The sequence below is a fragment of the Streptomyces sp. CA-250714 genome (assembly GCF_050936705.1).
In the GTDB taxonomy this organism is placed as follows: Bacteria; Actinomycetota; Actinomycetes; order Streptomycetales; family Streptomycetaceae; genus Streptomyces.
This window is the reverse complement of sequence record NZ_JBNJMI010000001.1, coordinates 142349-162772: the sequence shown is the minus strand read 5'-3', so window position 1 is coordinate 162772 and position 20424 is coordinate 142349. Positions and strand designations below refer to the sequence as shown.

General features: G+C 70.7%; 21 protein-coding genes and 3 pseudogenes. 15 read left to right on the top strand and 9 right to left on the bottom strand.

Translation table 11 applies throughout. The features are described from left to right. Nucleotides 1-17 precede the first annotated feature (17 nt). On the bottom strand, nt 18-818 hold the full coding sequence (locus ACQEU8_RS00910) for a zf-HC2 domain-containing protein (RefSeq protein WP_433095743.1): 801 nt from the start codon (nt 816-818) through the stop codon (nt 18-20). Beyond that, nucleotides 815-1354 (bottom strand): RNA polymerase sigma factor, encoded by a 540-nt coding sequence (locus ACQEU8_RS00905; RefSeq protein WP_150485048.1) that lies wholly within the window; start codon nt 1352-1354, stop codon nt 815-817. Before ACQEU8_RS00905 ends, ACQEU8_RS00910 begins: the two co-directional genes overlap by 4 nt. Before the next feature lie 213 nt (nt 1355-1567). Here ACQEU8_RS00905 and ACQEU8_RS00900 point away from each other — a divergent pair, with 213 nt between their 5' ends. Further along, on the top strand, nt 1568-1849 hold the full coding sequence (locus tag ACQEU8_RS00900; protein ID WP_433095742.1) for a transposase family protein: 282 nt from the start codon (nt 1568-1570) through the stop codon (nt 1847-1849). A 665-nt stretch (nt 1850-2514) separates the two neighbouring features. On the opposite strand, the gene ACQEU8_RS00895 is transcribed toward ACQEU8_RS00900, so the two are convergent. Beyond that, nucleotides 2515-2775 (bottom strand): hypothetical protein, encoded by a 261-nt coding sequence (locus ACQEU8_RS00895; protein WP_433095741.1) that lies wholly within the window; start codon nt 2773-2775, stop codon nt 2515-2517. A 62-nt stretch (nt 2776-2837) separates the two neighbouring features. On the opposite strand from ACQEU8_RS00895, the gene ACQEU8_RS00890 reads away from it, so the two are divergent. Then, nucleotides 2838-3065, top strand: a complete 228-nt coding sequence (locus tag ACQEU8_RS00890) for a hypothetical protein (protein WP_433095740.1) — start codon at nt 2838-2840, stop codon at nt 3063-3065. Here ACQEU8_RS00890 and ACQEU8_RS00885 read toward each other — a convergent pair. Together ACQEU8_RS00885 and ACQEU8_RS00880 are read right to left on the bottom strand one after the other, a co-directional pair. Continuing rightward, the gene (locus tag ACQEU8_RS00885; protein ID WP_433095739.1) at nt 3047-3241 is read right to left on the bottom strand and encodes a hypothetical protein; all 195 of its coding nucleotides are present in this window, start codon (nt 3239-3241) and stop codon (nt 3047-3049) included. The genes ACQEU8_RS00890 and ACQEU8_RS00885 overlap by 19 nt on opposite strands. A gap of 112 nt (nt 3242-3353) precedes the next feature. Continuing rightward, complete coding sequence (locus ACQEU8_RS00880; RefSeq protein ID WP_433095738.1) at nt 3354-4463, bottom strand: TetR/AcrR family transcriptional regulator; 1110 nt, start codon at nt 4461-4463, stop codon at nt 3354-3356. A gap of 85 nt (nt 4464-4548) precedes the next feature. On the opposite strand from ACQEU8_RS00880, the gene ACQEU8_RS00875 reads away from it, so the two are divergent. From ACQEU8_RS00875 to ACQEU8_RS00850, 6 genes are all read left to right on the top strand, one after another. Next, on the top strand, nt 4549-5190 hold the full coding sequence (locus ACQEU8_RS00875; protein ID WP_433095737.1) for an ABC transporter ATP-binding protein: 642 nt from the start codon (nt 4549-4551) through the stop codon (nt 5188-5190). Further along, nucleotides 5187-5510 carry a hypothetical protein gene (locus ACQEU8_RS00870; RefSeq protein WP_433095736.1) on the top strand — a complete coding sequence of 108 codons (324 nt, stop codon included), beginning with the start codon at nt 5187-5189 and terminating at the stop codon, nt 5508-5510. Before ACQEU8_RS00875 ends, ACQEU8_RS00870 begins: the two co-directional genes overlap by 4 nt. A gap of 63 nt (nt 5511-5573) precedes the next feature. Next, nucleotides 5574-6122 (top strand): ABC transporter permease, encoded by a 549-nt coding sequence (locus tag ACQEU8_RS00865; protein WP_433095735.1) that lies wholly within the window; start codon nt 5574-5576, stop codon nt 6120-6122. Between the two features lie 25 nt (nt 6123-6147). Further along, complete coding sequence (locus tag ACQEU8_RS00860) at nt 6148-6774, top strand: transcriptional regulator (RefSeq protein WP_433095734.1); 627 nt, start codon at nt 6148-6150, stop codon at nt 6772-6774. After that, nucleotides 6771-8291 carry a pyruvate, phosphate dikinase gene (locus ACQEU8_RS00855; protein ID WP_433095733.1) on the top strand — a complete coding sequence of 507 codons (1521 nt, stop codon included), beginning with the start codon at nt 6771-6773 and terminating at the stop codon, nt 8289-8291. Before ACQEU8_RS00860 ends, ACQEU8_RS00855 begins: the two co-directional genes overlap by 4 nt. 32 nt (nt 8292-8323) lie before the next feature. Then, on the top strand, nt 8324-8911 hold the full coding sequence (locus ACQEU8_RS00850; protein WP_433095732.1) for a histidine phosphatase family protein: 588 nt from the start codon (nt 8324-8326) through the stop codon (nt 8909-8911). A gap of 394 nt (nt 8912-9305) precedes the next feature. Here ACQEU8_RS00850 and ACQEU8_RS00845 read toward each other — a convergent pair whose 3' ends face one another. Both ACQEU8_RS00845 and ACQEU8_RS00840 read right to left on the bottom strand, forming a co-directional pair. Further along, a complete protein-coding gene (locus ACQEU8_RS00845; RefSeq protein WP_433095731.1) occupies nt 9306-9581 on the bottom strand; it encodes an SH3 domain-containing protein in 276 nt (91 codons plus the stop codon). 610 nt (nt 9582-10191) lie between these two features. Beyond that, complete coding sequence (locus tag ACQEU8_RS00840; protein ID WP_433095730.1) at nt 10192-11649, bottom strand: FG-GAP-like repeat-containing protein; 1458 nt, start codon at nt 11647-11649, stop codon at nt 10192-10194. Nucleotides 11650-11780: 131 nt separating this feature from the next. Between ACQEU8_RS00840 and ACQEU8_RS00835 the strand changes: the two are divergent. Next, a pseudogene (locus tag ACQEU8_RS00835) lies at nt 11781-12164 on the top strand (transposase); the annotation flags it as partial. Nucleotides 12165-12252: 88 nt separating this feature from the next. Next, nucleotides 12253-13152, top strand: a pseudogene (locus ACQEU8_RS00830) (helix-turn-helix domain-containing protein). 393 nt (nt 13153-13545) lie between these two features. Here ACQEU8_RS00830 and ACQEU8_RS00825 read toward each other — a convergent pair. Continuing rightward, entirely contained in the window at nt 13546-13938 is a 393-nt protein-coding gene (locus ACQEU8_RS00825) for a hypothetical protein (protein ID WP_433095729.1), read from the bottom strand. A gap of 599 nt (nt 13939-14537) precedes the next feature. On the opposite strand from ACQEU8_RS00825, the gene ACQEU8_RS00820 reads away from it, so the two are divergent. The 4 genes from ACQEU8_RS00820 to ACQEU8_RS00805 all read left to right on the top strand — a co-directional run bounded on the left by ACQEU8_RS00820 (nt 14538) and on the right by ACQEU8_RS00805 (nt 18119). After that, nucleotides 14538-15389 carry a hypothetical protein gene (locus ACQEU8_RS00820; protein ID WP_433095728.1) on the top strand — a complete coding sequence of 284 codons (852 nt, stop codon included), beginning with the start codon at nt 14538-14540 and terminating at the stop codon, nt 15387-15389. A 38-nt stretch (nt 15390-15427) separates the two neighbouring features. After that, nucleotides 15428-15958: a carboxymuconolactone decarboxylase family protein gene (locus ACQEU8_RS00815; RefSeq protein WP_433095727.1), complete on the top strand. Its 531-nt coding sequence runs from the start codon at nt 15428-15430 to the stop codon at nt 15956-15958. An 84-nt stretch (nt 15959-16042) separates the two neighbouring features. Next, nucleotides 16043-17314, top strand: a complete 1272-nt coding sequence (locus tag ACQEU8_RS00810; RefSeq protein WP_433095726.1) for an MFS transporter — start codon at nt 16043-16045, stop codon at nt 17312-17314. A gap of 367 nt (nt 17315-17681) precedes the next feature. Beyond that, the gene (locus ACQEU8_RS00805) at nt 17682-18119 is read left to right on the top strand and encodes a transposase (RefSeq protein ID WP_433095725.1); all 438 of its coding nucleotides are present in this window, start codon (nt 17682-17684) and stop codon (nt 18117-18119) included. Here ACQEU8_RS00805 and ACQEU8_RS00800 read toward each other — a convergent pair. Further along, nucleotides 18094-18858: an alpha/beta fold hydrolase gene (locus ACQEU8_RS00800; RefSeq protein WP_433095724.1), complete on the bottom strand. Its 765-nt coding sequence runs from the start codon at nt 18856-18858 to the stop codon at nt 18094-18096. The two genes, ACQEU8_RS00805 and ACQEU8_RS00800, sit on opposite strands and share 26 nt — an antisense overlap. 1267 nt (nt 18859-20125) lie before the next feature. Between ACQEU8_RS00800 and ACQEU8_RS00795 the strand changes: the two are divergent. Next, nucleotides 20126-20367 (top strand): annotated as a pseudogene (locus ACQEU8_RS00795) (IS5/IS1182 family transposase); the annotation flags it as partial. Nucleotides 20368-20424 lie beyond the last annotated feature (57 nt).

The window sequence follows — 20424 nt, the reverse complement described above, 5'->3', positions numbered from 1 at the left end:
GATCCTGTGATGGGGGGTCAGTTGCCACTGGCCAGGCGGCGGAAGTGCGTGGCGGCGAGCGGTGTGATCGCGGCAAGGGCCACGGTGGCCACCACCCAGTCGGCGGTGCTGCCCGGCTGAAGTACCGGGGACAGGGACTGGGCCGCCACACTCGGCAGCAGGACTGCCGCGGACCAGGCCACCGCGAGTCCGATCGCCGCGCGCCGTACGCCGATGAAGGCGCCGAGCACGAGGGTGGCCCCCGTGAACGCCAGGCACGGCAGCAGGGTGAGGGCCAGCGAGGTTCCGGTGCTCACACCCGCCACCAGCAATGCCGGAAGCACGACGACGAGCACCGCGAGCGTCCGCCGCAGCACCATGGCCAGGCCGGCTGCCGGTGTGGTGGCGATCAGTTCCCAGGCGGGGTCGATCCGCCGGCTCCAGGCCACTGCGACGCCGGGCAGCGGGGCCACCGGGGCCAGCAGCAGCACGAGCGACGGCAGGCTCGGCTTGGCGGAGTCCAGGAGTACGCCACAGCCCAGCACCGCGACGGTCACCGAGAGCCAGGGCAGCAGCGTCCACGCGAGCCAGCGTCGGTGCACGGCCGCTGCTGGTGTGCATTGCCGGGTCGGCGACGGGCTCGCTTCGATCGCCTGGCCGAGGGAGACGGCGACACGGTCGAGCAGATCCGTCGTGGCAGGGGTGGCCTGGGCGGCCAGTGACTCACGGCAGTCGGCGCACGTGTCGAGATGGACCTCGATCGACCAGAGCGCGGCGTCGTCGAGTCCGTGCCCGCCGTCCGCGTAGCGGGCCAGGGTCGTGGTGGTGGGATGAGTCATGAGAGCGCCTTCCGCAACGCGATCCGAGCCCGTCGCGCACGGGTTTTCACCGTGCCCTCCGGCATACCGAGCAGCACCGCCGTCTGACGGACCGACAGGTCGTCGAGCACCATCGCCTGCAGCACCTGCCGCAACTCCGGTGGCAGCCGAAGCAGCGCCTGTTCGAAGTTCTGGTCGACGCGGTTCGCCATCACCTCGTCCTCGGCGGCCGGCGCGGTCGTATCGAGCAGGGCAACCGTCGGCACCCGCTCCTGCCGGGCACGTCGGCGGAACGCGTCGACGAGACGGTTCGCGGCGATCGTCCAGAGCCAGCCGACCGCACTGCCCTCGGTCACGGAGCCCGCATAGCTGCCGGCCGCACGCCAGACCGCCAGGTAGGTCTCCTGTAGCACGTCGGCGACGACGTCGTCGTCGGCGCAGCGGCGGCGGAGCCGCACCGCCAACCAGGGCGAAGTACGCCGATACAACTCGTCGAACGCCGCCCGGTCACCACCGGCGACGCGACGCACGAGTTCTGCCTCGTCGAGGTCTGCCATCCTTTTCACGATCAGGGAGACGAAGCGACCGTCCATTCAGGTTCTCGGACGCTTCGGCGGCTACCGAACGCAACAGCGCTTTACGCCGAGCGCGAGGTCGTCCAAATCGCCGACCGGCCCGAATCGCACCGTGGGCAGCTGCCCTGGATCGCCTCGCGCACGCGGGCCCCGCGCTCGCCGGCGTCGTTACCGGGCGCCAAGTCGACCCTCACTGTGCAGGGGTTCGCCGGAGTCGTCGGCCTCGACGACAGCGCCCCCGACGCCGACCCGGCCGTGATCACTGGTCACAAGGCCGCCCGGAACCGCCCGTTGACCTGCGGTCAGAAACGGTCCGACAAGGCCCTCGCCGCCGTCCGAGCACCGGTCGAGCACGGCTTCGCCCACCTCAAGAACTGGCGGGTCCTCGGCAAGATCCGCACCGACCCGAAGCGGGCGACCGCCCTGGTGCGGGCCCTGCTGGTGCTGACAACCGCGAAGTCTCCCGGTGACCGATGATCTACGCCGAAGTCATCCGCCCACGATCAGGACGAGCACTCCGGACCCGAGTCACGGTTCTCAGGGCCAGACGGTGGCGGCCGCGGGGTGGAGATCCGGCCACTCGCGCAGGGTGATTTCCTTGTGGGGCACGCACCGTGATGCTGCCGGGGCCCCCGGCCAGGAGCCGTACGTATGCGGCGTCATCGAGCACTGCGGTGAGCAAGTCGTCGTTGTGATCGTTGAGCGCTAGCAGCAGTCCGTAGCCGGTGTCTGTGCGGTCCAGGTTGGCGCCCCGGCAGAACGCCCGGTAGGGGTCGGCGTCATGGTGGCGGGGGGGGGTGCGAGCGCCACCCGGTAGCCAGTGACCAAGTGGGCTTCTCCGCACTGGCGTCCGGTGGAGAGAGCTACCGGAAGTCGCCGGTAGTGTGCACGGGGAGCTGGTTGGACTGGTTTGCGAATGTGCCCGTCGCTTCACTGGTGCGTCGTCACAGCGCACAAGCCGCCGCCCAGACCCGTTTCTTCACAACGTTCTTTGGAGCAGGTCCGCCAAGACGGGCGCTACACCCCGGACGAAGTCCTCGACGACGGGCTCTCCACCGCCCTGGCCGACGCTGCCTCACCCTGCCGGAAGCTCCCGATAGAGCCGCAGGCGGGCTGTGACCGGTCGCCCTTCATGCCCGCAGCTAGGCGTCATGCTCGGCGTAGTGAATCACTGCCTCGCACCGCTCCTGCGTACTGGGGGAGGCGCCGTCGCGCCATGCCGACCAGACCTCCAGCACATCGCGGGCGAGCTCCACTTCCAGGAGATAGGCCAGCCCGCGGGGCTGCGCGTCCCAGCTCGCTACCACCGCAGTGGAATCTGCCCTCCAGGGTGTGGCCGCGTAGATGGCAGAGTCGGTGGGCTGCTCATCGAGGGCCATCAGCATTTCGTTCAACGACGGCATGGGGGAGAACGTACCCCCGCCGGTCTGGAGAGGCGGATGGACCCCGGCAGTCTTCGTTCCGCGTGAATGCGCTGATCTTTCGTACGGCCCTGGTGCCGGGCATCCAACAAGGGCGTGGGCGCGCCCGGGCCGACGGGGTGGACTTCCAGGCCGCCATCAGTGTTGAGGGCCAGGCGGCGGCCCGGATGTGTGCGGTATGCCGTGTCCAGGTCGCGAGCGTCGATGTCGCCGGTGAAGACGAGAACGCCATGGGGGAGTTCCACCTTCTGGGTCAGCGTTCAGGTGCGTAGGCCCTTCGAAGCGGGTTTTTACGACGGCTCGTAGTTGTGTATTGCCCGGTTGCCGCCAGTTCGGTCTGATGCAGCAGGATCGTGATCGGTTGCCCCCCTGCGCTCTCACCGGCCAGGCGCAGGCTGCTGCCGCCTTCGTATGCGTCGTCGACGTCGAGGGCGGGTTCGAGGGCCATACGGTCGGGTTGGACCACCCAGCGGTAGGTGGACAGTACGTCTTGGAGGGAGGGTTGGCCCAGCTGCCGTTGCGTACACGCTCGCCGCGCGCGTAGTGGGCCGTGTCGGGCCTCAGGTGGTCTCGGGCCGCTTCCGTCGGCCACGGTCGACGGCACCGTGGCCCGCCACGGCATGGCCGGCGCCGCGGCCCTCCGCGCGGGCCACGATCAGTCCGTCGGCCACCCGGACCGCGAACTCCGTGCCGTCGTCGACCGAGTCCCGGCCGAGGGCCGCGGGGACCGCGCCACCGTCGTCGAACACGACGCGCGGCTGCGGCAGTTCCCCGGTCGCGAAGACCCGGCGCAGGCAGCCGACGAGATCGAAGAGGCGGAGTTGGGCCAGCCGTCCGGTCTCGGCCGGGTCGCCCGTCACGACGACGATTGTCACCGTGTCGCCGGGGCGTGCCGCGCGCACCGCCTCCTCGGCCGCGGACAGGCGGGCCACACCGAGCGTGACGACCACGCCGTCGTCGCCGAGGTCGGCCGGGCGGCCGGTGATCTCGTCGTGCAGGCCGCCGGGTGCCGCCCACCGGTCCTCCGTCGGCCGCGCCGGAGCGACGAAGGGCAGGTGGGGCGGCTCTGCGTCGTCGGTGACGGCGATGTCGGCCAAGTGCTCGGCGGCGCGGACCAGGTCGAACGGGTCGCCGGTCCCGGGGGCGTTTTCCGCGAGGCCGGCTGCGCCGTGCAGCAGGGTCAGGGCCAGCGCGGCAGGGCGCACCATCCGGGGGCCGGCGCCGGGGCGCGACTCCAGGGCCAGGGCGAGCAACAGGGCCTCGAACCGCACGAGTTCGGCCAGCGCGGCCCTGGTCGGTGCGGTGTCGAGCACGCCGGACAGCGAGCGCAGTTGAAGGTGCCCGCTCCCCGGGGTGTCGTCGGCGAGTGGCAGTCGCTCGAGCCAGACCCGGGCGAACGCGCCGAGCGCCCGCCCGGCGGAGTCGGGCGATTCCACCGGCGGCTCGGCGGCGGCACTGGCCCGCTCCGCGGCCTCGGCGAGCACCGCGAGGTAGAGCGCCCGCTTGCCGGTGAAGTTGGAGTAGACCGCGCCTCTGGTCAGCTCGGCCCGCTCGGCGATGCGGTCGACCTTGGCCTCCGCGTAGCCGTGCTCGGCGAACTCCTCGCGGGCCGCGGCGAGTACCGCGGCCCGCGTCCGCTCCTGCTGCTGCGCCCGGGTCAATCTCGCCATCGTGTCTCCTTCCGCTTCGGGGCATGATACAACGGGCACCCAGATGACGTCGCCATTGGAAAACTGCGGCCATTGGAGATCGGGTGTGGCTGACAAGGGGTTCGAAATTGACGGGCTGGTCAGGAGATTCGGACGGACGACGGCGGTCGACGGAGTGAGCCTCGCAGCTCACCGCGGCCACGTGCTGGGATTGCTGGGGCCCAACGGCGCCGGCAAGACGACCGTCGTCCGCGTGCTCGCGACCCCGCTGCGCCCCGATGCCGGCCGGGTGCGGGTGGCCGGTGTCGACGCGCTGCGGGATCCCGCCGGGGTCCGCCGGCGCATCGCGCTGTCGGGGCAGCACACGAGTGTCGACGAGGAGCTGACCGGGCGGTCCAACCTGGTCATGATCGGCCAACTCCTCGACATCGGACGGCAGGACGCCCGCCGACGGGCCGGCGAGCTGCTGTCCCGCTTCGGCCTCGACGAGGCCGCCGACCGCCCCGTCGCCACCTACTCGGGCGGGATGCGCCGCCGTCTCGACCTCGCTACCGGCCTGGTCGGGAGGCCCGAAGTCGTGTTCCTCGACGAGCCCTCGGCCGGGTTGGACCCCGGAAAGCGCGACGAGCTGTGGCGGACGAACCTCGAGCTCGCCCAGGACGCGTCACGGTCCCGCTCACCACGCAGTACCTGGAGGAGGCCGACGCCCTCGCCGACGAGATCACCGTCCTCGACCACGGGCGGGTGATCGCCTCCGGCATACCCGCCGACCTCAAGCGCCAGGTCGGCGGGCACACGGTCGTCCTCCGACCGGCCGACGTCGGCGACCTCGACGCCGCGGCGGCCGGCGTCGCCCGGGTCACCGGGCGGGAGCCCAGCCGGTCGCACCGCCACGAACTCGTCGCGCGGGTCGTCGGTGACGCGGAGTTCTTCCACATCGCGGCGCGACTCCGGGAGCTCGACATCGACGTCGGCGAGTTCGCGTTCCGGCTGCCCAGCTTCGACGAGGTCTTCCTCTGCCTGACCGGGGCCACCGCCACCGACCACGCCGCCGAGGAGGCAGCATGACCACGCCCCTCACCCGTACCGCCGCACCGCGCCTCCTCGCCACCCTCCGCCGGTCTCGCCGGCATGGTCTCCACCGGAACGGCCATCAACCTCGACCTGAGGAACGGCGTCACCGACCGGTTCCGCAGCCTCCCGATCAGCCGCACCGCACCGCTGCTCGGCTCCGTACCGGCCGACGTCCTCCGCTACCTGATCGCCGTGGTGATCCTGTTCGCCATCGGCACACTGCTCGGCTTCCGCGTCCAGGGCGGCGCTTCCGCCGCGCTGGGCGCGGCAGGTCTCGCGATCCTGTTCGGGTTCTGCCTCAGCCGGCTCACGGTCCTCAACGGCGTCCTCGTCAGGAGCGCCGCGGCCGTCACGGCGTTCAGCTTCATCGCCTTCCTGCCGCTCCAACTGGGCAGCAGCCTGGCCGGCCCGACCGACAACCGGCCCGCCTGGCTGCGGGCCCTGGGCCGACATCAACCCCGCCACCCACGCCATGGACGCCTGCCGCGCCCTGCTGAACGGGACCCCCGAGGCAGGCAGCGTCGGCCACACCCTGCTCTGGTCGGCCGTCCTGTTCGCCGCCTGCTGCCCGCTCGCCGTCCGCGCCTACGGGGGCGCCAGGGGTGAACCCCCCCAGAAGGAAGGAACCAACATGAACGCACCAGAGACCAAGGCGCCGGACGCCGCCCCGCGGGCGTTGCACGCCCTGCGCTGTGCCGGCGCCGCCAGCACGGCCCGCCTCCACGAAGTCACGGGCCTCGACGAGTCCGACCTCGCTTCCGAACTCATCGACCTCGGGGCCGCCGGCCTCGTCACCCGGTTCCCCGGCGACCCGCCCCACTGGGCGCTCACCGACGCCGGCCGTGCCGCGGACGCCGAGCAGATCGCCCACGAGCTCGACTCGGCCGGCGCCCGCGGTGCCGTCGAGGCGGCGTTCGGCCGGTTCCTCGTCCTCAACCCGGAGCTGCTCGACCTCTGCGGGGCCTGGCAACTCCGCGATGTCGACGGCGTCGTGAGCGCCAACGACCACCGCGACCCCGCCTACGACGCCCGCGTCCTCGACCGGTTCGTCGACCTCGACCGGCGCCTCGCCCCCGTCTGCGCCGAACTCTCCGCCGCCCTGCCCCGCTTCGGCCGCTACCGGATCCGCCTCTCCGGCGCTCTCGACCGCGCCGCGGCCGGCGAACTGGAGTACGTGACCGACGGCACCACCTCCTACCACACCGTGTGGGCGGAACTGCACGAGGACCTGCTCGCCACCCTGGGAAAGCAACGATGAGATGGATCCGCGCGCTCTCCGCCGAGCTCGGCGAGGAAGCGGACACGCTGGGCCGCAAGGCACTCGGCCTCGCCCTCCTGCACCGCCTCGGGCTGCGGACGCCCGTCGGGTTCGTCGTCACCACGGAGGCATGCCGCGCCTTCCTGCGGGACGGTCGCCTGCCCGACGGGCTCCACGACGAGCTCGCGGCCGCCATCACCGACCTCGAACGCGCCACCGGCCGCGCCTTCGGCGGGCCGCGGCAGCCGCTCGCGGTGTCCGTCCGCTCCGGCGCCAGCGTGTCCATGCCCGGCATGATGAGCACGATCCTCAACCTCGGCCTCACCACCGGGGCCACCGCCGGCCTGGCCGCCGAGACAGGCGACCGGGCGTTCGCCGAAGACTCACGGCAGCGGTTCCTGTCCAGCCTCGCCGCAGCGACCAGCGGCGACGCGCCGGTCCCGGACGACGCCAACCGCCAGCTGGAGCTGGCGATCGAGGCCGTCTTCTCGTCCTGGGACGCGCCGCGGGCCCGCACCTACCGCGCCGTGCACGACATCCCGCACGACCTCGGCACCGCCGCGATCGTCCAGTCGATGGTGTTCGGGAACCGCGACGCCCACAGCGGCACCGGGGTCGCGTTCAGCCGCGACCCCAACACCGGTGAGAACACCCCGTACGGCGAGGTCCTGTTCGGGCACCAGGGGGAGGACGTCGTCTCCGGCGAGTCGACGACCAGGCCGCTGCGCGCGCTCGCCGACCGGGAGCCCGCGGTGTGGACGGAGCTGCGCGACGCCCTGAGCCGGATCGAGGGGCACTACCGGGACGCCTGCTACGTCGAGTTCACCTACCAGTCCGGTGACCTGTGGCTCCTCCAGGCCCGGCCCGGCCGGTTCATCGGCGGCGCCGCCGTCCGCCTTGCCACCGAGCTCGTCGACGAGGGGGCCATCGGCCGTCACGAGGCGCTGCGCCGAATCTCGACCGAGCACCTCAGGCACGTCCGTACGCCGCGCATCGCCTCGTCCGAGGAGACCCACGTCCTCACCCGGGGAATCGGCGCCTGCCCGGGCGTCGCGGCCGGCCGGGTGGCGACCACCCCGGAGCGGGCGGTGCGCATGGCCAGGGAAGCGCCGGTCGTCCTGGTGCGCCCGGAGACCTCCCCGCACGACATGCACGGCCTCGCCGCAGCCGCCGGAATCGTCACCGCGCGCGGCGGACCGGCCAGCCACGCCGCGGTCGTCGCGCGAGCCATGGGCAAGCCCGCGGTCGTGGGCGCCGCCGATCTTGCCGTCGACAGCAACGCCGGCACTGTGACGGCGGGCGGTCTCTCCCTCGACGACGGCACCCTCGTCACCATCGACGGGACCAGCGGCGAGATCGCCCTCGGCCGCCCCCACATCGTCGCCGACCCGGCCGGCGACCACCTCCGCCGACTGCTCGCCTGGGCCGACGATGTCTCGGGCGACCACTCGGAACGCAGCGAATCCCAGCGCCTCGCCGCGGCCCACGCCGCGCTGGCCTCCCGAGGCGACACCTGACACGCCCCCAGAACCCCGAAAGGAGATCGGCGATGCCGACTCGACACCTCTACATGCTGCGCCACGGCGCCGCCGACGCCTGGGGCGAACCGACCGACGTCGGAGAGCGGCAGTCGGCTCTCGTCGGGCGGCGCCTGGCCGCCCTGCCGATCGAAACGGTGTGGCACTCGCCCCTGCCCAGGGCGGTCCGCTGCGCCCGGACCATCGGCATCCACCTGCCGGGGGCCACCGTGCGGGAGGCCCCGGAACTGGTCGACCACGTGCCACACGTGCCGACCGAACTCCCGCCGGAATGGGCGCCGTTCTTCGACGGGTACGACGCCGAGGAGGCCGCTGCCGGCGAGCGCCAGGCCGCCGCCCTCACCGCCAGGTTCGCCCGCCCCGCCGCGACCGAGACCCACGAGGTCCTGGTCACCCACGCCTACCAGGTGGCCTGGCTGGTCCGGCACGCCCTCGACGCACCGTCGGCCCGCTGGCTCGGCCTGAACTGCGGGAATACGGCGCTGACCGCGATCGAGTACCGCGACGGCACAGCGCCGACGCTGCTGCTCTACAACGACATGGGCCACCTGCCGCCCGAGCTGCGGTGGACCGGCTTCGGCGCCGCAACACGCCCCTGAGACCGACCCGGGCTCATGCTCGGTCGCCGGTGGCATGTCCGGTCCGGTCACAAGCACCCCCTACGACTCGCGAGCAGGGCCTTCGACGGATGAGCATGCGCGCGGCTCGACCTCAGCCCGGCATGGCGGCTCTTGTCGCCTGTTTGAGATCTTGGCCGCCGTCGCCTTCGGGGGCGGGTTCGTCCAGCCAGGCCGGCCACCTGGGCCCGGGCCCGGTCCATCTCGCGGGCGTCTGCCCGGGTCTTCTGATGCCTGGTCTGCAATAGGGCTGAAGCGTGTCCGACGCCCTCGTTCGTGCCCGAGCGGGGGCGTTCGCTCCGGCCCCAGGGAAAGCCACGGGGCGGGCGACTCTCCGGGACGGCTTTGGGCGGCCCTGAACGGGGCTGGTCCGCCGTCAGCCCTGGGGGGCGGCCGGTTCGACGTCCTTGGACAGCGGCACCTGTCCGGTGTTGTCGACGTGCCGGGCGGCGACCCACGCGGCCTTTTCGCGCAGCAGGTACCAGATGCTGTTGCCGTCGATGTTCTGGGCGTGCACTTTGCTGCGCAATCCGACCTCGGCGCCGTGGCTCAGGGTGCCGACAATTGAGGAGTCCGTGCTCGGATACTTCCGCAGGTTGACGCCGATGTCGCTGACGACGGTGCCGAACGGCTGGGACGGACTGGGCATCATGACCTCCAGGGGAATGCCTGAGTGGCGGGACGTCGTCCGATGTCCGGACGGGTTGCTCGCACGGTAAGGCCGATTCAGGCCGGGGAGCCGGAGGCATGCGGGGGATGCCACGACCGGCGCCCGGGGCGTCATTCCGATGGTTCCGTCCCCCAGCCCGGCCCTCAGGGGCGCCGCGGCACGGCGGGCGACTCCCTGGCGGCCGCCCGCGCGGTGGTGCCATTGAAGGTGAGGCGGTCGACGATGGCCGTCCCAGTCGACGGCCGGCCACAGCCGCTACTCGGCACGCCGGTATGACCGCCGCCCGCTCACCGCCTGCGCGGCAGTCGAGCCGTACCAGCGCTTCACCCCGTGCTCGGTATTGTCCGGCTCCGGCCACCGGCCCCGGCCAAGGTCCGCACGGATCGTGCCGGCCGTGCCGCCGGCCCGCCGACTGATCGAGCTGCTGAGGAAGCGGGGCTGGACCGGCTGGACCAAGCTGGAGCGTGTGGGCCCGGCACGCGCGTGCCGGCGACACAGGGTGCGGCCGGAAGGGACCCGCAGCCTCAACGGCCCGCAGCCCCCTGCACCGTCGCGTTAGGGGGCTGCGGGGCCATCGGTCCTGCTGCTTCGACTACTTCGTCGCGGGGTCGGACAGCTCCTTGCCGAAGTCGGAATCACCCGTCGGGGTGCCGAGGTCGCCCGGACCGAAGAGAGCGGAGCCCTGGCCGGTCAGTCCGTCCGTGCCCGCGTACAGGAGGGCGACCGCGCCTGCCTGCTTGCGGTTCGGGACGCCGACGGCCAGGTCGGACTTGCCGTCGCCGTTGTAGTCGGCCGGCGAGAGGGCGTCGCCGAACCAGTCGCCGCTCTCCATGGAACCGGGGACGCCCTCGGTGTCGAGCGAGAAGGTTTTGGCGCCCTCGTCGGTCAGCCAGTTCTCGGTGCCCTTGAGCACCGTGATGGCGCCGGCGTCGTTGTAGCCCCCTGGTGCCTCCGCACCGGTGTCGCTGATGACCAAATCGTCGTGACCGTCGCCGTTGAAGTCGGCCAGCCGTGCGCCGATACCGGCGTGCTGCTTGCCCTTCCAGTCCACCGGCTTGTCGGTGTCGAGCCCACCGGCGGTGCCGGGGTATGTGCGCAGACGCTGCTCGTCCGGACCGTCCGTGAAGCCGCTGTCCGTGACGACGTCGTCCTTGCCGTCGCCGTTGATGTCACCCACCACGGCGCGGTACGACGAGAACGGCAGCCCGACGGTCTTGCCCAGCGGCGTGCCCTTCAGACCCCCGGATGAACCGGGCAGCACTCCGAGCGTGCCCTCGCCGGCGCTGTCGTCCTGCCAGCCGACGGTGACCAGGTCGCCGAAGCCGTCGCCGTTGATGTCGCCGGTGGAGAGGGAGTCGATGCCTCCTTCGGTGCCGGGCGGGGCGACGCTGGTCATCTTCGGGGTGGGGGTGTCCCGAAGGTCGGCGGCGCCGTTGACGAGCTGGACCTTGCCGCCGTCGGATATGGCGATGTCGTCGCGGCCGTCGTGGTTGTAGTCGCCCACGGCCAACTTGTTGCCGAACAGTGCGAGTTCGGTGACCTTCGGGGCGTGGAAGGCGATGGCGTCGCTGGAGAGACCATCCTTGGCGCCGAAGACGACCGTGACGGAACCGGCCCGCTTGACGTCGCCGATGGCCTCGTACTTCGCGGCGACGATCAGGTCCGTGTAACCGTCCCCGTCGACGTCACCGCGCACCACGGCCGAGCCGAAGTGGTCGGCGGTCTCGGGAGTTCCTGGCACCCCAGTGCTGGCCTGGGACAGCGTGCTGTGCCGGCCGGTGTCGACGCCGGCCTTGGCGCCGTAGGTCACGCCCACGTAGCCGGACTTGGACTTGCCGGAGACCTTGCCGTCCGGCGCCCCCACGCCCAGGTCGGCATAGCCGTCGCGGTCGATATCGCCCTTGGCCTTACCCGCCTGGGCGGACTTGGCGGGCTGCTTCTGGCCCGGCCCGTCGCTGTCCATCACCACGGCGCTGGCGCCGGCAGTCACGGCGGCGGTCACTGCGACACCCACCGCCACAGCCACCGCGCCTCTGGTTCGGTTGCGCACAATTCCTCCATCGACTAACGCATCGGTCGGCCTTCGATCCGACCGTGAACCGCGTCCGCGTCTGCCCCCCCGCGGTCGGATCGAAGGGATTCTCGAACCAGACGGATACGAAAGCTGAATGGTTCAAGGAGCTGTCCGGGCGATCATGTGACCGCCCGTGCCAGGGTCGCTGCTGCGGGCATGGGGCGGGCGATTTGACGGATCCGGAGTGGGATCGGCTGCGGCCGTTCCTGCCGGCCAGCAACGGGCGTTGCGGCCGGTGGCGGGATCTCCGGCAGGTGATCGACGTGATCCTGCACCGGGTGCGGACCGGGGTGCACTGACGGGATCTGCCCGAGCGGTTCGGGCTGTGGAAGACGGTCCATGAACGCCATCGGCTGTGGTCGGCCGACGGAACGTGGGAGCGTCTGCTGCTGCACGTCCAGGCCGCGGCCGATGCCGCGGGCGAGATCGACTGGGAGATCGCGGTGCACTCCACCATCGTGCGCGCCCATCAGCACGCGGCCGGTGCCCGCACCGACCCGCCGCCTGCGCCCGCGTCAAAGGGGGCCCAGGCAGCAGAACATCGAGGCGAGAGGGCCGGGTCAAGTTGACGCTTACTCCATGGCCCGGACAGGGCGGCCGAAGGCCGAGTTGACGTTGTCGGATGAGGAACGGGCCGCGCTCGAGGGTGGGTGCGGTGACGGTCCACGCCGTAGGCATGGGCATTGCGGTGTCGGATCATCTTGGTCTGCGCCGAGGGTGCGTCGAACAAGGATGTGGCTGCTGAACTCGGCTCCACACCACATGCGGTGGGCCGCCGACGGGCCCGGTTCGTGCAGTATCGGATCGCCGGTCTGGGTGACAGGCCACGTCCGGGCGGCCCCAGGACGGTGACGGACGAGCAGGTCGCCGCCGTGGTCACCAGGACACTGGAATCCACTCCGAAGAACGCAACGCACTGGTCGACGCGGTCGATGGCCAACGAGATGGGCCTCTCGCAGTCGTCGGCCTCTGCCTGGACCCGACCGAACGGGCCTTGGAGTTCTGCGTGGATGAGAAGTCGCAGATCCAGGCCCTGGACCGGTCCCAGCCCGTGCTGCCGATGATGCGCGGAGTTCCTGAGCGGGCAACCCACGACTACGTGCGCACCGGCACCACCACCTTGTTCGCAGCACTTGAGGTCGCTACCGGCAAAGTGATCGGCTCCCTGCACCGCAGGCATCGGGCCGAGGAATTCAAGAAGTTCCTACACCCCCGGTTCCACCTGCACTTCACGCCGACTGGCTCGTCCTGGCTGAACCTCGTCGAGCGATGGTTCGCCGAACTGACCAACAAACAGATACGTCGAGGCGTTCACCGGTCCGTTCAAGCCCTCGAGAAGGACATCCGCAACTGGATCGCCGCTTGGAACACCGACCCAAAGCTTACGTCTGGACGAAGACCGCGGACTCTTCGTCGGCAAGGGACACCTGCTTCAGGTCTCACTGCGGGTCGCACCAGGTGTCACATCACTGCCTGTGAGCTCGCAGCATCGGCCCTGGTGAACCCGCGTGGCAAGCGGCAGCCGGAAGCCCGACATCTCTCCGGGCCGAGCATGACAGGGCAGGGGTGTCGGTGCGCGTGTGTCGAGCTGGGGGCGCGGCGCCCCCTGCCGCGCCATTCCGGCCGGGACGGCGCGGCGACGTGGTGAACAGCCGTAGTCCTCCCGGGATTTGGATTGACGTGGTGGCCATGCAGCTCTGGCCGGACGCGGGCTGCCACGCGTTGAGAACCCCGTGTCACCACGTCGGCAGCAGCCTGCCACGCAGCACCGCCTCGGTCCAACACTGCGCACACTCAGCTCCACCTCAGCCCGTGCGGGTTCACTCCTGGTCGTCGCCTGCAGGATGTCCCAGCACAGCGCGTGCAGTCGGGTCAGCAACTGCTCCAGGCCCACGATGTGGGTCGCAGCGGGGCAGGCCCGTGCGCTCGCTCCCACGCGGCGAGCGATGCGTCAGGGCCCCGCTGCTCCCACCGCTCCTTCACCTCGACGGCGGCCTGGACGATCGCAGTCGGGACGATCGGCACGGCCGCGAGCGCGTTGCCGAACGGCACCGCGGGGTGGGAGTCCGATTCGGTGGTGCTGTCGTGCTGGTCGAGTACGGCAGTCAGCGTCGTGCAGACGTGCCGCAGGTGCATCAGCCGCACGGCCCACTCCGCCTCCGTGGGTGGCTCGTCCTCGGCGAGCAGGGTGCCAGCGGTTGGGGCCCACGGTACGGCCGGGCGCGCATGCAGGGGCGGCCACAGGGCCTCGGCCGTGGCGTGCACGGCTGGAGACCGCGTCCACGCCCCTTGTCCGCGGCGGCGATGGCGCGGTTGACTGCGCGCTCCGCGTGCTGGACGGCACCCTGCCAGCGCGGGGAGTCGGAGGGGCCGGCGGCCAGGTCGCGGCAGCGATCCCCGACCAGCAGCTCCGGAGGGCTCGCCGGTCTCGGCCAGGTGCTCGTTTCCGGCCAGGTCCCGCAGGGTGTGCCAGGTGGCCACCCAGCGCACGAACTCCTCCAACTCGGCCGCGCGGTGCCGTATCGTCCTCCAGTTCACCGGCAGCGGCGGCTAGTAGAGCCGGGGGTTGGAGTCCAGCCACCGCAAGTGCCCGCACCCGCGGCACACGGTCGACCAGCACCCCGCCAGCATGCGCAGCACGCCACATCGCCAGGGCCAGCAACCAGGAGCCCGGCGCCCAGCGCTCCCGTCGGTGCTATGCGCCGACAAGGGGGCCGACGCTCGGGTCGGCTGGAGAAGAAGCCGTTGGACATCAGCGGGCGCGTGTCCATCACCGGAGTAGCGGAATACCCCGGGGGGTATATGGTTCTGGTCGACGTCCTGAACGGGCAACGCCCGAAGGCGCATCAGACAAGGGAGATGTCATGAGGAACCACTCCGGCCACGACCAGACCGGCCATGGTGTCCACGGTGCTCACGGCGGAGCCCAGCCGGGTGGACTGTCGGTCTCCGAGAACGGGTACACCCTCGAGCTGGACTCGACGATCCTCACCGCCGGCGTACAGCCGGTCAGCTTCACGGTGATCGGCCCCGACGGACGGGCGGCGACCGAGTTCATACCCGAACACGAGAAAGAGCTGCACTTCATCGCCGTTCGGCGTGACATGGCCGGGTTCCAGCACGTGCACCCGATCAGGGACGACGAGGGAACCTGGAGCACCGAACTGGTTCTGGAGCCGGGCGACTGGAGATTCTTCGCCGACATCCACCCGGCCGGCCACAACGGCACCATGACGCTGGGAGTCGACGTCGCTGTCGCCGGGGACTACGACCCGCGGCCGCTCCCTGAGGCCACCGGGATCGCGCAGATCGGCGAGTACACCGTCGCGCTCGACGGTGAACTCGTGCCCGAGGAGGCGAGCGAACTGACCCTCACCGTCAGCAGGAACGGCCAGCCTGTCACCGACCTGCAGCCCTATCTGGCCGCGTACGGGCACCTGGTGGCACTGCGGGTCGGCGATCTGGGCTACCTCCACGTCCATCCGGAGGGTGAACCCGGTGACGGCACCACCGCACCGGGACCCGAGATCGCCTTCGTGGCCGTCGCGCCTTCGGCCGGTACCTACCGCCTGTACCTGGACTTCCAGCACAACGACGTCGTCCGGACGGCCGAGTTCACGGTGCGGACCACCGCGACGCCCCCTCGCGAGGACGCGTCAGCCCCAGCCGCACCCGAGCACAGGGGACATCACCACGGCCACCACGCACACCACTGACCACACGAACGCACACGTCCACATCCGGAAGGAGCGTCATGCCCCGCCTGACCCGACTCACGCCGGACACGGCGGTCGGTGCCTCGCGCGACCTCCTCACCGACCTGGTCTCCCGCCACGGACAGATCGGTGACATGGTCTCCACGATGGCGAACTCGCCGGCTGTACTGGGTGGTTACCTCCAGCTCAGCCGGGCCATGGGACGAGCCAAACTCGACCGCAGGATCAGCGAACGGATCTCGATCGCCGTCCAGGCCCAGCAAGGATGCGGACTGTGCCTCGACGCTCATGTGAGTGCCGCCCGCGCTGTGGGAGTGGACGAGGAGGAGTTCGAGCGAGCCCACAAGGGCACCTCGGCGGATCCCGCGATCGCGGCGATCATCACCCTCGCCCTCCAGATCTATCGCGAGCCGACGTCGATCGCCGACGAACAGATCAGCGCGCTGCGCGAGCACGGCTACAGCCATCGCGCGATAGCCGATGTCGTCGGCGTCGTCGCACTCAACATCCTCACCGGCGCCTTCAACCTGCTCGCCGGCCTCACGCCCGGGAGCGACACCGGTGCGTAGTGCAGACACCCCCGCCTGTACTCGCGGGACACGGCCCCCGCCCCGGGGCCGTGCCCCGCCGCATGGACACGGAAGGAACCCGCCATGCGTTTGTTCGCCATCCGCGACTACCGCCACCTCTTCACTGCCCAGGTCATCGCCCTGTTCGGGACCGGGCTGACCACCGTGGCCCTCGGCCTGCTCGCCTACGACCTCGCCGGCCCGCGCGCCGGGATGGTCCTCGGCACCGCCCTGACCATCAAGATGGTCATGTACGTGCTCATAGCCCCACTGGCCGCCGCGTACGTCGACCGGCTCCCCAGAAGAACTCTCCTCGTCCTGCTCGACGTGATCCGCGGTGCGGTCGTCCTGGTACTGCCGCTGGTCACCGAGGTCTGGCACATCTACGTCCTGATCGGCCTGCTCCAGGCAGGCTCCGCGGCGTTCACCCCGACGTTCCAGGCCGTCATCCCCGACATTGTGACCGACGAGTCCGACTACACGCGTGCCCTGTCCGCCTCCCAGGTCGCCTCCACCATGGAGAGCCTGCTCAGCCCCGTGCTGGCAGCCCTCGCCCTGACGTTCATGAGCTTCAACTGGCTGTTCCTGGGCACCTCCGCCGGATACCTCCTCTCCGCCCTGCTCGTCCTGTTCACGCGCATCCCCAACGCCCGCCCCAGTGCCCACACCAAGGCGTGGGAGAAGGCGGCAGCAGGGATCAGGACCTTCTTCCAGACTCCGCGGCTGCGCGGCATCATGGCCCTCAACCTGGTGGTTGCGGCAGCGGGTTCGATCGTCGTCGTCAATACCGTCAACTACGTCCGTGACGAGCTCGGCGGCTCGCAGTCGGACGTCGCCTGGATGCTCGCCGCTTCCGGCACCGGAACCCTGCTGGCCGCCCTCGTCCTGCCCCGCGTCCTCGACCGGATCGCCGCCCGCACCGTGATGATGACCGGCGCCGGAGTCCTCGCCGGCGCCACGGCCGCCGGGGTATCACTCCTCGCGTCCGGCTTCGCCACGTGGACCGGTACGGTGATCATCTGGACCGCGACCGGCATCGGCATGGCACTGATCATCACACCGACCGGCAAGGTCCTGCGCGCCTCCGTCGAACGGAACGCGATCCCCGAGGCGTTCGCGGCCCAGTTCTCCCTGTCGCACCTGGCCTGGCTGATCACCTATCCGGTGGCGGGTTGGCTCGGCACCAAGGCCGGCTTCACCCTGGCCTGGTCCGTCCTCACGGTCCTTGCCGGAGCAGGAGCGATCGGTGCCCTCCTCCTGTGGCCGCGCCACGACGGACGAGGAGCCACCAGCCCCGTGGCAGGCCCCCGGCACGCGTCCGGCGCGGACCGGTCCACCCTGTCCAAGGCCGCGTGAAGCACCACGGCCGCCCCTGTAAGAGACCGAACAGGGGAAATGGACACAAGGCGGGACGTAGCCCTGTGGATCGCAGCAGGGGGGAGGGCGCCTCCTGGGCGCCCTCCCTCCCCCTGAGCGCTGGGCCGGCAGGGTCAGGCCGTCACGGGTTGGGCCGTAGGCGCGGGGACCGTCAGCACGTTCACCTCGCCGGCCGGGCCGGTGGCGTTCTTCGATTTCGATGACGACGGCCGCCCCAGCCACCTGCGCCGGCGGATGCGCATATGGCGACGCATCCCCTGAACCCACCCCGTCCGATTTTCCGCTGCCGAGGCCGAACCTTTGACGGACGCGCAGTGAGCACGGCCCGAGCCACTGCTTCCCGATCGTGCCCACTCGGGGTGGCCGGTGGCGAGACCACCTTCAAGTGATCGATGTGATCGCCTGGAAGTGCCAGACCGGCTCGCCGTGGCCGCAACCGCCCGAGCGGCACGGTTCCTGGAAGGACGTATACGCGCGGCTGCGGAACTGGGCGATCGACGGCACCTGGCAGCGAATCTCCACCGCGTTGCCGGCCCAGGCAGACGCGGGCGTACTCGGCAGCCTGCTGAGGGCCGGCGGGCTGCTGTATCAATTTCCGGATCGCTTCGTTCACCTCGGCCGGTGCAACGCCAACACCCGCCATCCCGACGTGCTGGCCGCCCAACACAAGGCGCGTGCCCACATCGGCAGCGGGAAGGGCATCCGCTGGGCGGACGCCCCTCCTCAACGCCGCGTGACAGGACGGGCCGCGAACAGGCTCAACCGACAGGGACTCTCTCCTTGAGAAAGCCGATCAGCAGATCGGTGACAGCCGATGGCCGCTCCAGGCTGGGTAGATGACCTGCCCAAGGCAGTTCGACATGCTCGGCGTTCGCGAGCAAATCCGGCAGCCGGGCTGCGATCTGTCGGAAGTCCGCCAGGTCATGCGCCCCCGACGCGGCAAGGCAGGGAGCCTGAATGGCGGCCAGATCAACTCTGGCTTCTATCGGCTCGAATTCCTCAGCAGCGGACATCTGCAGCTCGAAGGCGTGCCGTTGCATTTGGCGTACCGCCTCGCGGGCGGTCTCGTCGGCGTCCGGGCCCAGCCAGGTGTCGACCATCAGCTCCGTCGCGCCCGCGATATCGCCCGCCTCGAGCAGCGCTGCCTCGCGCTCGCCGAGCGCGTACAGTTCGGCAGAAGGTTCATGCCCGGGAAGGGCGGAGCAGAGCAACGCAAGGGCGTTCACCCGGTCTGGCCACTGCGCGGCGATCTCCAAAGCGACGTGCCCGCCGTACGAGGAGCCCACCAGTGTCGCCTGCGCGATGCCCAGACTGTTCAGGAGGGCCAGCACATCCTCGGCGTCGCTGTGCGGCCGGTCCGGCGCCGGAGTCTCACCGAAGCCCCGAAGATCACAGCGCACCAGCCGGTAACCGGCGTCGATCAAGGCCGGCCACTGGGCATCCCACATCCGCCGGTCACACACCCCGGAATGCAACAGCACCAGCACAGGACCGTCTCCGGCCGCATCATGAGAGAGCGTCATCCGGCAGACCCTACTCAGCGGCTGCTCAAAACGCCTCTCGATGAGCACCGCCACTGCCCCGCCCCCTGAGTCCGGCGAACCTGCCGGTCACAGCACAAGCGGCCGTCCGCCAGCAGCTCGGAGAGGGCGGAGCGGACCTCTTGAGGCACTGGAGAAGAATTCCAGCGAAAGCACGCCGCCGGGTACAGAAATTCTGAGGCGTATCACATCGGAAGCCCCGGGCTGCTATAAAGCATTTCCCCACCTCCCGCCCAGTGTTCTGGCGCTGCCCATCGACAGGTTTCCGCCGGTAGCCGAATTCGAGGTTCCGATGACTACGCCTGCGCCCGCACGGCGCCCCGCCGTCCCGCGCTGCCGAAGACCGCGCACCGGCCCGTCGCGGTCGTATCGGTCGGCGGGCTGTACGCCCTCGGGAGAAGGCGACGACCACTTCCGAGGTCACGGTGGCACTACAGGATGCCCAGGCCCTGCCACGGCATGATTCCCGACCTGAATACGGCAACGATGGGTGTAGCCAAACCGGTGAGTTCGGGTCGACGCCCGCCGCGGGGCCGCGTACTGGGCTGGCTGTACCCGCAGTTCCGGACCTGGGCCGCGGGTCTCAGCCGGGAAGTGGTGGTGACGACTCGGAGAACATCGCCCGAGAGCCGGGCAAGACCGGGACGCCGTCGGTTACCAGCATGAACATTTCCATTCCGGGGACGTGGACGTGGAGCACGGCCAGGTGGTCGCTGACCAACTGACCCCGGGCCCAGGCGGTGAAGCCGCGCGCGGACACAGCCGCACCAGCAAACGCGCCAGATGGTCCTCCGGGCGTGCCGGAACGTCGGTGTTGGTGAAGGGACGCAGCACGGTGCCGGCTGGGCGCGAGGAGAAGTTGGCCAGGTAGCACGGGCGCAGTCGGGGGTGGGGGCGGGTGTGGTCCTGGCGCGGCAGGAACAGGTCCGGGGCGTTCTGCGCCACAGTGTGGATCTGAATCAGCTCGCTCAACGCGCGCTCTACGGCGTAGCGGGCCGACAGAGAGGCGCCGCGGCCGCGCACCCGTGCCGGGGTGCCGGGTGGGGCGGGGGACGTAGGCCCAGTGGGCGGGGACGTCCAGGTCCGTGGTCATCTCCAGCAGCCACACCGGGCGGCCGGTGTGTTCCTGGCCGCGGGCGTGCAGGCGGCCAAGCAGTCGGGGAGGGTGGCGGGGTCGACGACGGGCAGCGGCGCCGGACGGGTACGCAGGAAGGAGCCGGCCAGCAGCCGGGACATCGCGTCCCGTTCGATAATCTCGGAGGTCCAGGTCAGAGACGACTCGGTCGGTGCGGTGGAGTGGACGGTCTGGGTGGACTCGACGGTCAGCCCGGCACACCAGCATGCCGCCGGGGCCCGTAAAAAGGGGCGGCGACAGGGGACGAACTGGAAGATCCGGCATCTGCGGCGGCAGGCCAGGCACTGGGCCGGTCCCGTGGCGGACTGACCACCAGGCTTCGTCTCGCCGCCGATGGCCGGGGGCTGCCCCTGGCCTTCGAAAAAAGGGGGCCCCGCCGGTGAACCTGATGACCAAGCCATCGGCCGATCGCG

Bases quoted from the DNA above. Each gene is read 5' to 3' on its own strand.
- ACQEU8_RS00820 (WP_433095728.1), top strand. From the start codon at position 14,538: ATGAGGAACCACTCCGGCCACGACCAGACCGGCCATGGTGTCCACGGT.
- ACQEU8_RS00905 (WP_150485048.1), bottom strand. From the start codon at position 1,354: ATGGCAGACCTCGACGAGGCAGAACTCGTGCGTCGCGTCGCCGGTGGT.
- ACQEU8_RS00865 (WP_433095735.1), top strand. From the start codon at position 5,574: ATGGTCTCCACCGGAACGGCCATCAACCTCGACCTGAGGAACGGCGTC.
- ACQEU8_RS00895 (WP_433095741.1), bottom strand. From the start codon at position 2,775: ATGCCGTCGTTGAACGAAATGCTGATGGCCCTCGATGAGCAGCCCACC.
- ACQEU8_RS00910 (WP_433095743.1), bottom strand. From the start codon at position 818: ATGACTCATCCCACCACCACGACCCTGGCCCGCTACGCGGACGGCGGG.
- ACQEU8_RS00880 (WP_433095738.1), bottom strand. From the start codon at position 4,463: ATGGCGAGATTGACCCGGGCGCAGCAGCAGGAGCGGACGCGGGCCGCG.
- ACQEU8_RS00810 (WP_433095726.1), top strand. From the start codon at position 16,043: ATGCGTTTGTTCGCCATCCGCGACTACCGCCACCTCTTCACTGCCCAG.
- ACQEU8_RS00815 (WP_433095727.1), top strand. From the start codon at position 15,428: ATGCCCCGCCTGACCCGACTCACGCCGGACACGGCGGTCGGTGCCTCG.
- ACQEU8_RS00850 (WP_433095732.1), top strand. From the start codon at position 8,324: ATGCCGACTCGACACCTCTACATGCTGCGCCACGGCGCCGCCGACGCC.
- ACQEU8_RS00855 (WP_433095733.1), top strand. From the start codon at position 6,771: ATGAGATGGATCCGCGCGCTCTCCGCCGAGCTCGGCGAGGAAGCGGAC.
- ACQEU8_RS00845 (WP_433095731.1), bottom strand. From the start codon at position 9,581: ATGATGCCCAGTCCGTCCCAGCCGTTCGGCACCGTCGTCAGCGACATC.
- ACQEU8_RS00885 (WP_433095739.1), bottom strand. From the start codon at position 3,241: ATGGCCCTCGAACCCGCCCTCGACGTCGACGACGCATACGAAGGCGGC.
- ACQEU8_RS00860 (WP_433095734.1), top strand. From the start codon at position 6,148: ATGAACGCACCAGAGACCAAGGCGCCGGACGCCGCCCCGCGGGCGTTG.
- ACQEU8_RS00800 (WP_433095724.1), bottom strand. From the start codon at position 18,858: ATGACGCTCTCTCATGATGCGGCCGGAGACGGTCCTGTGCTGGTGCTG.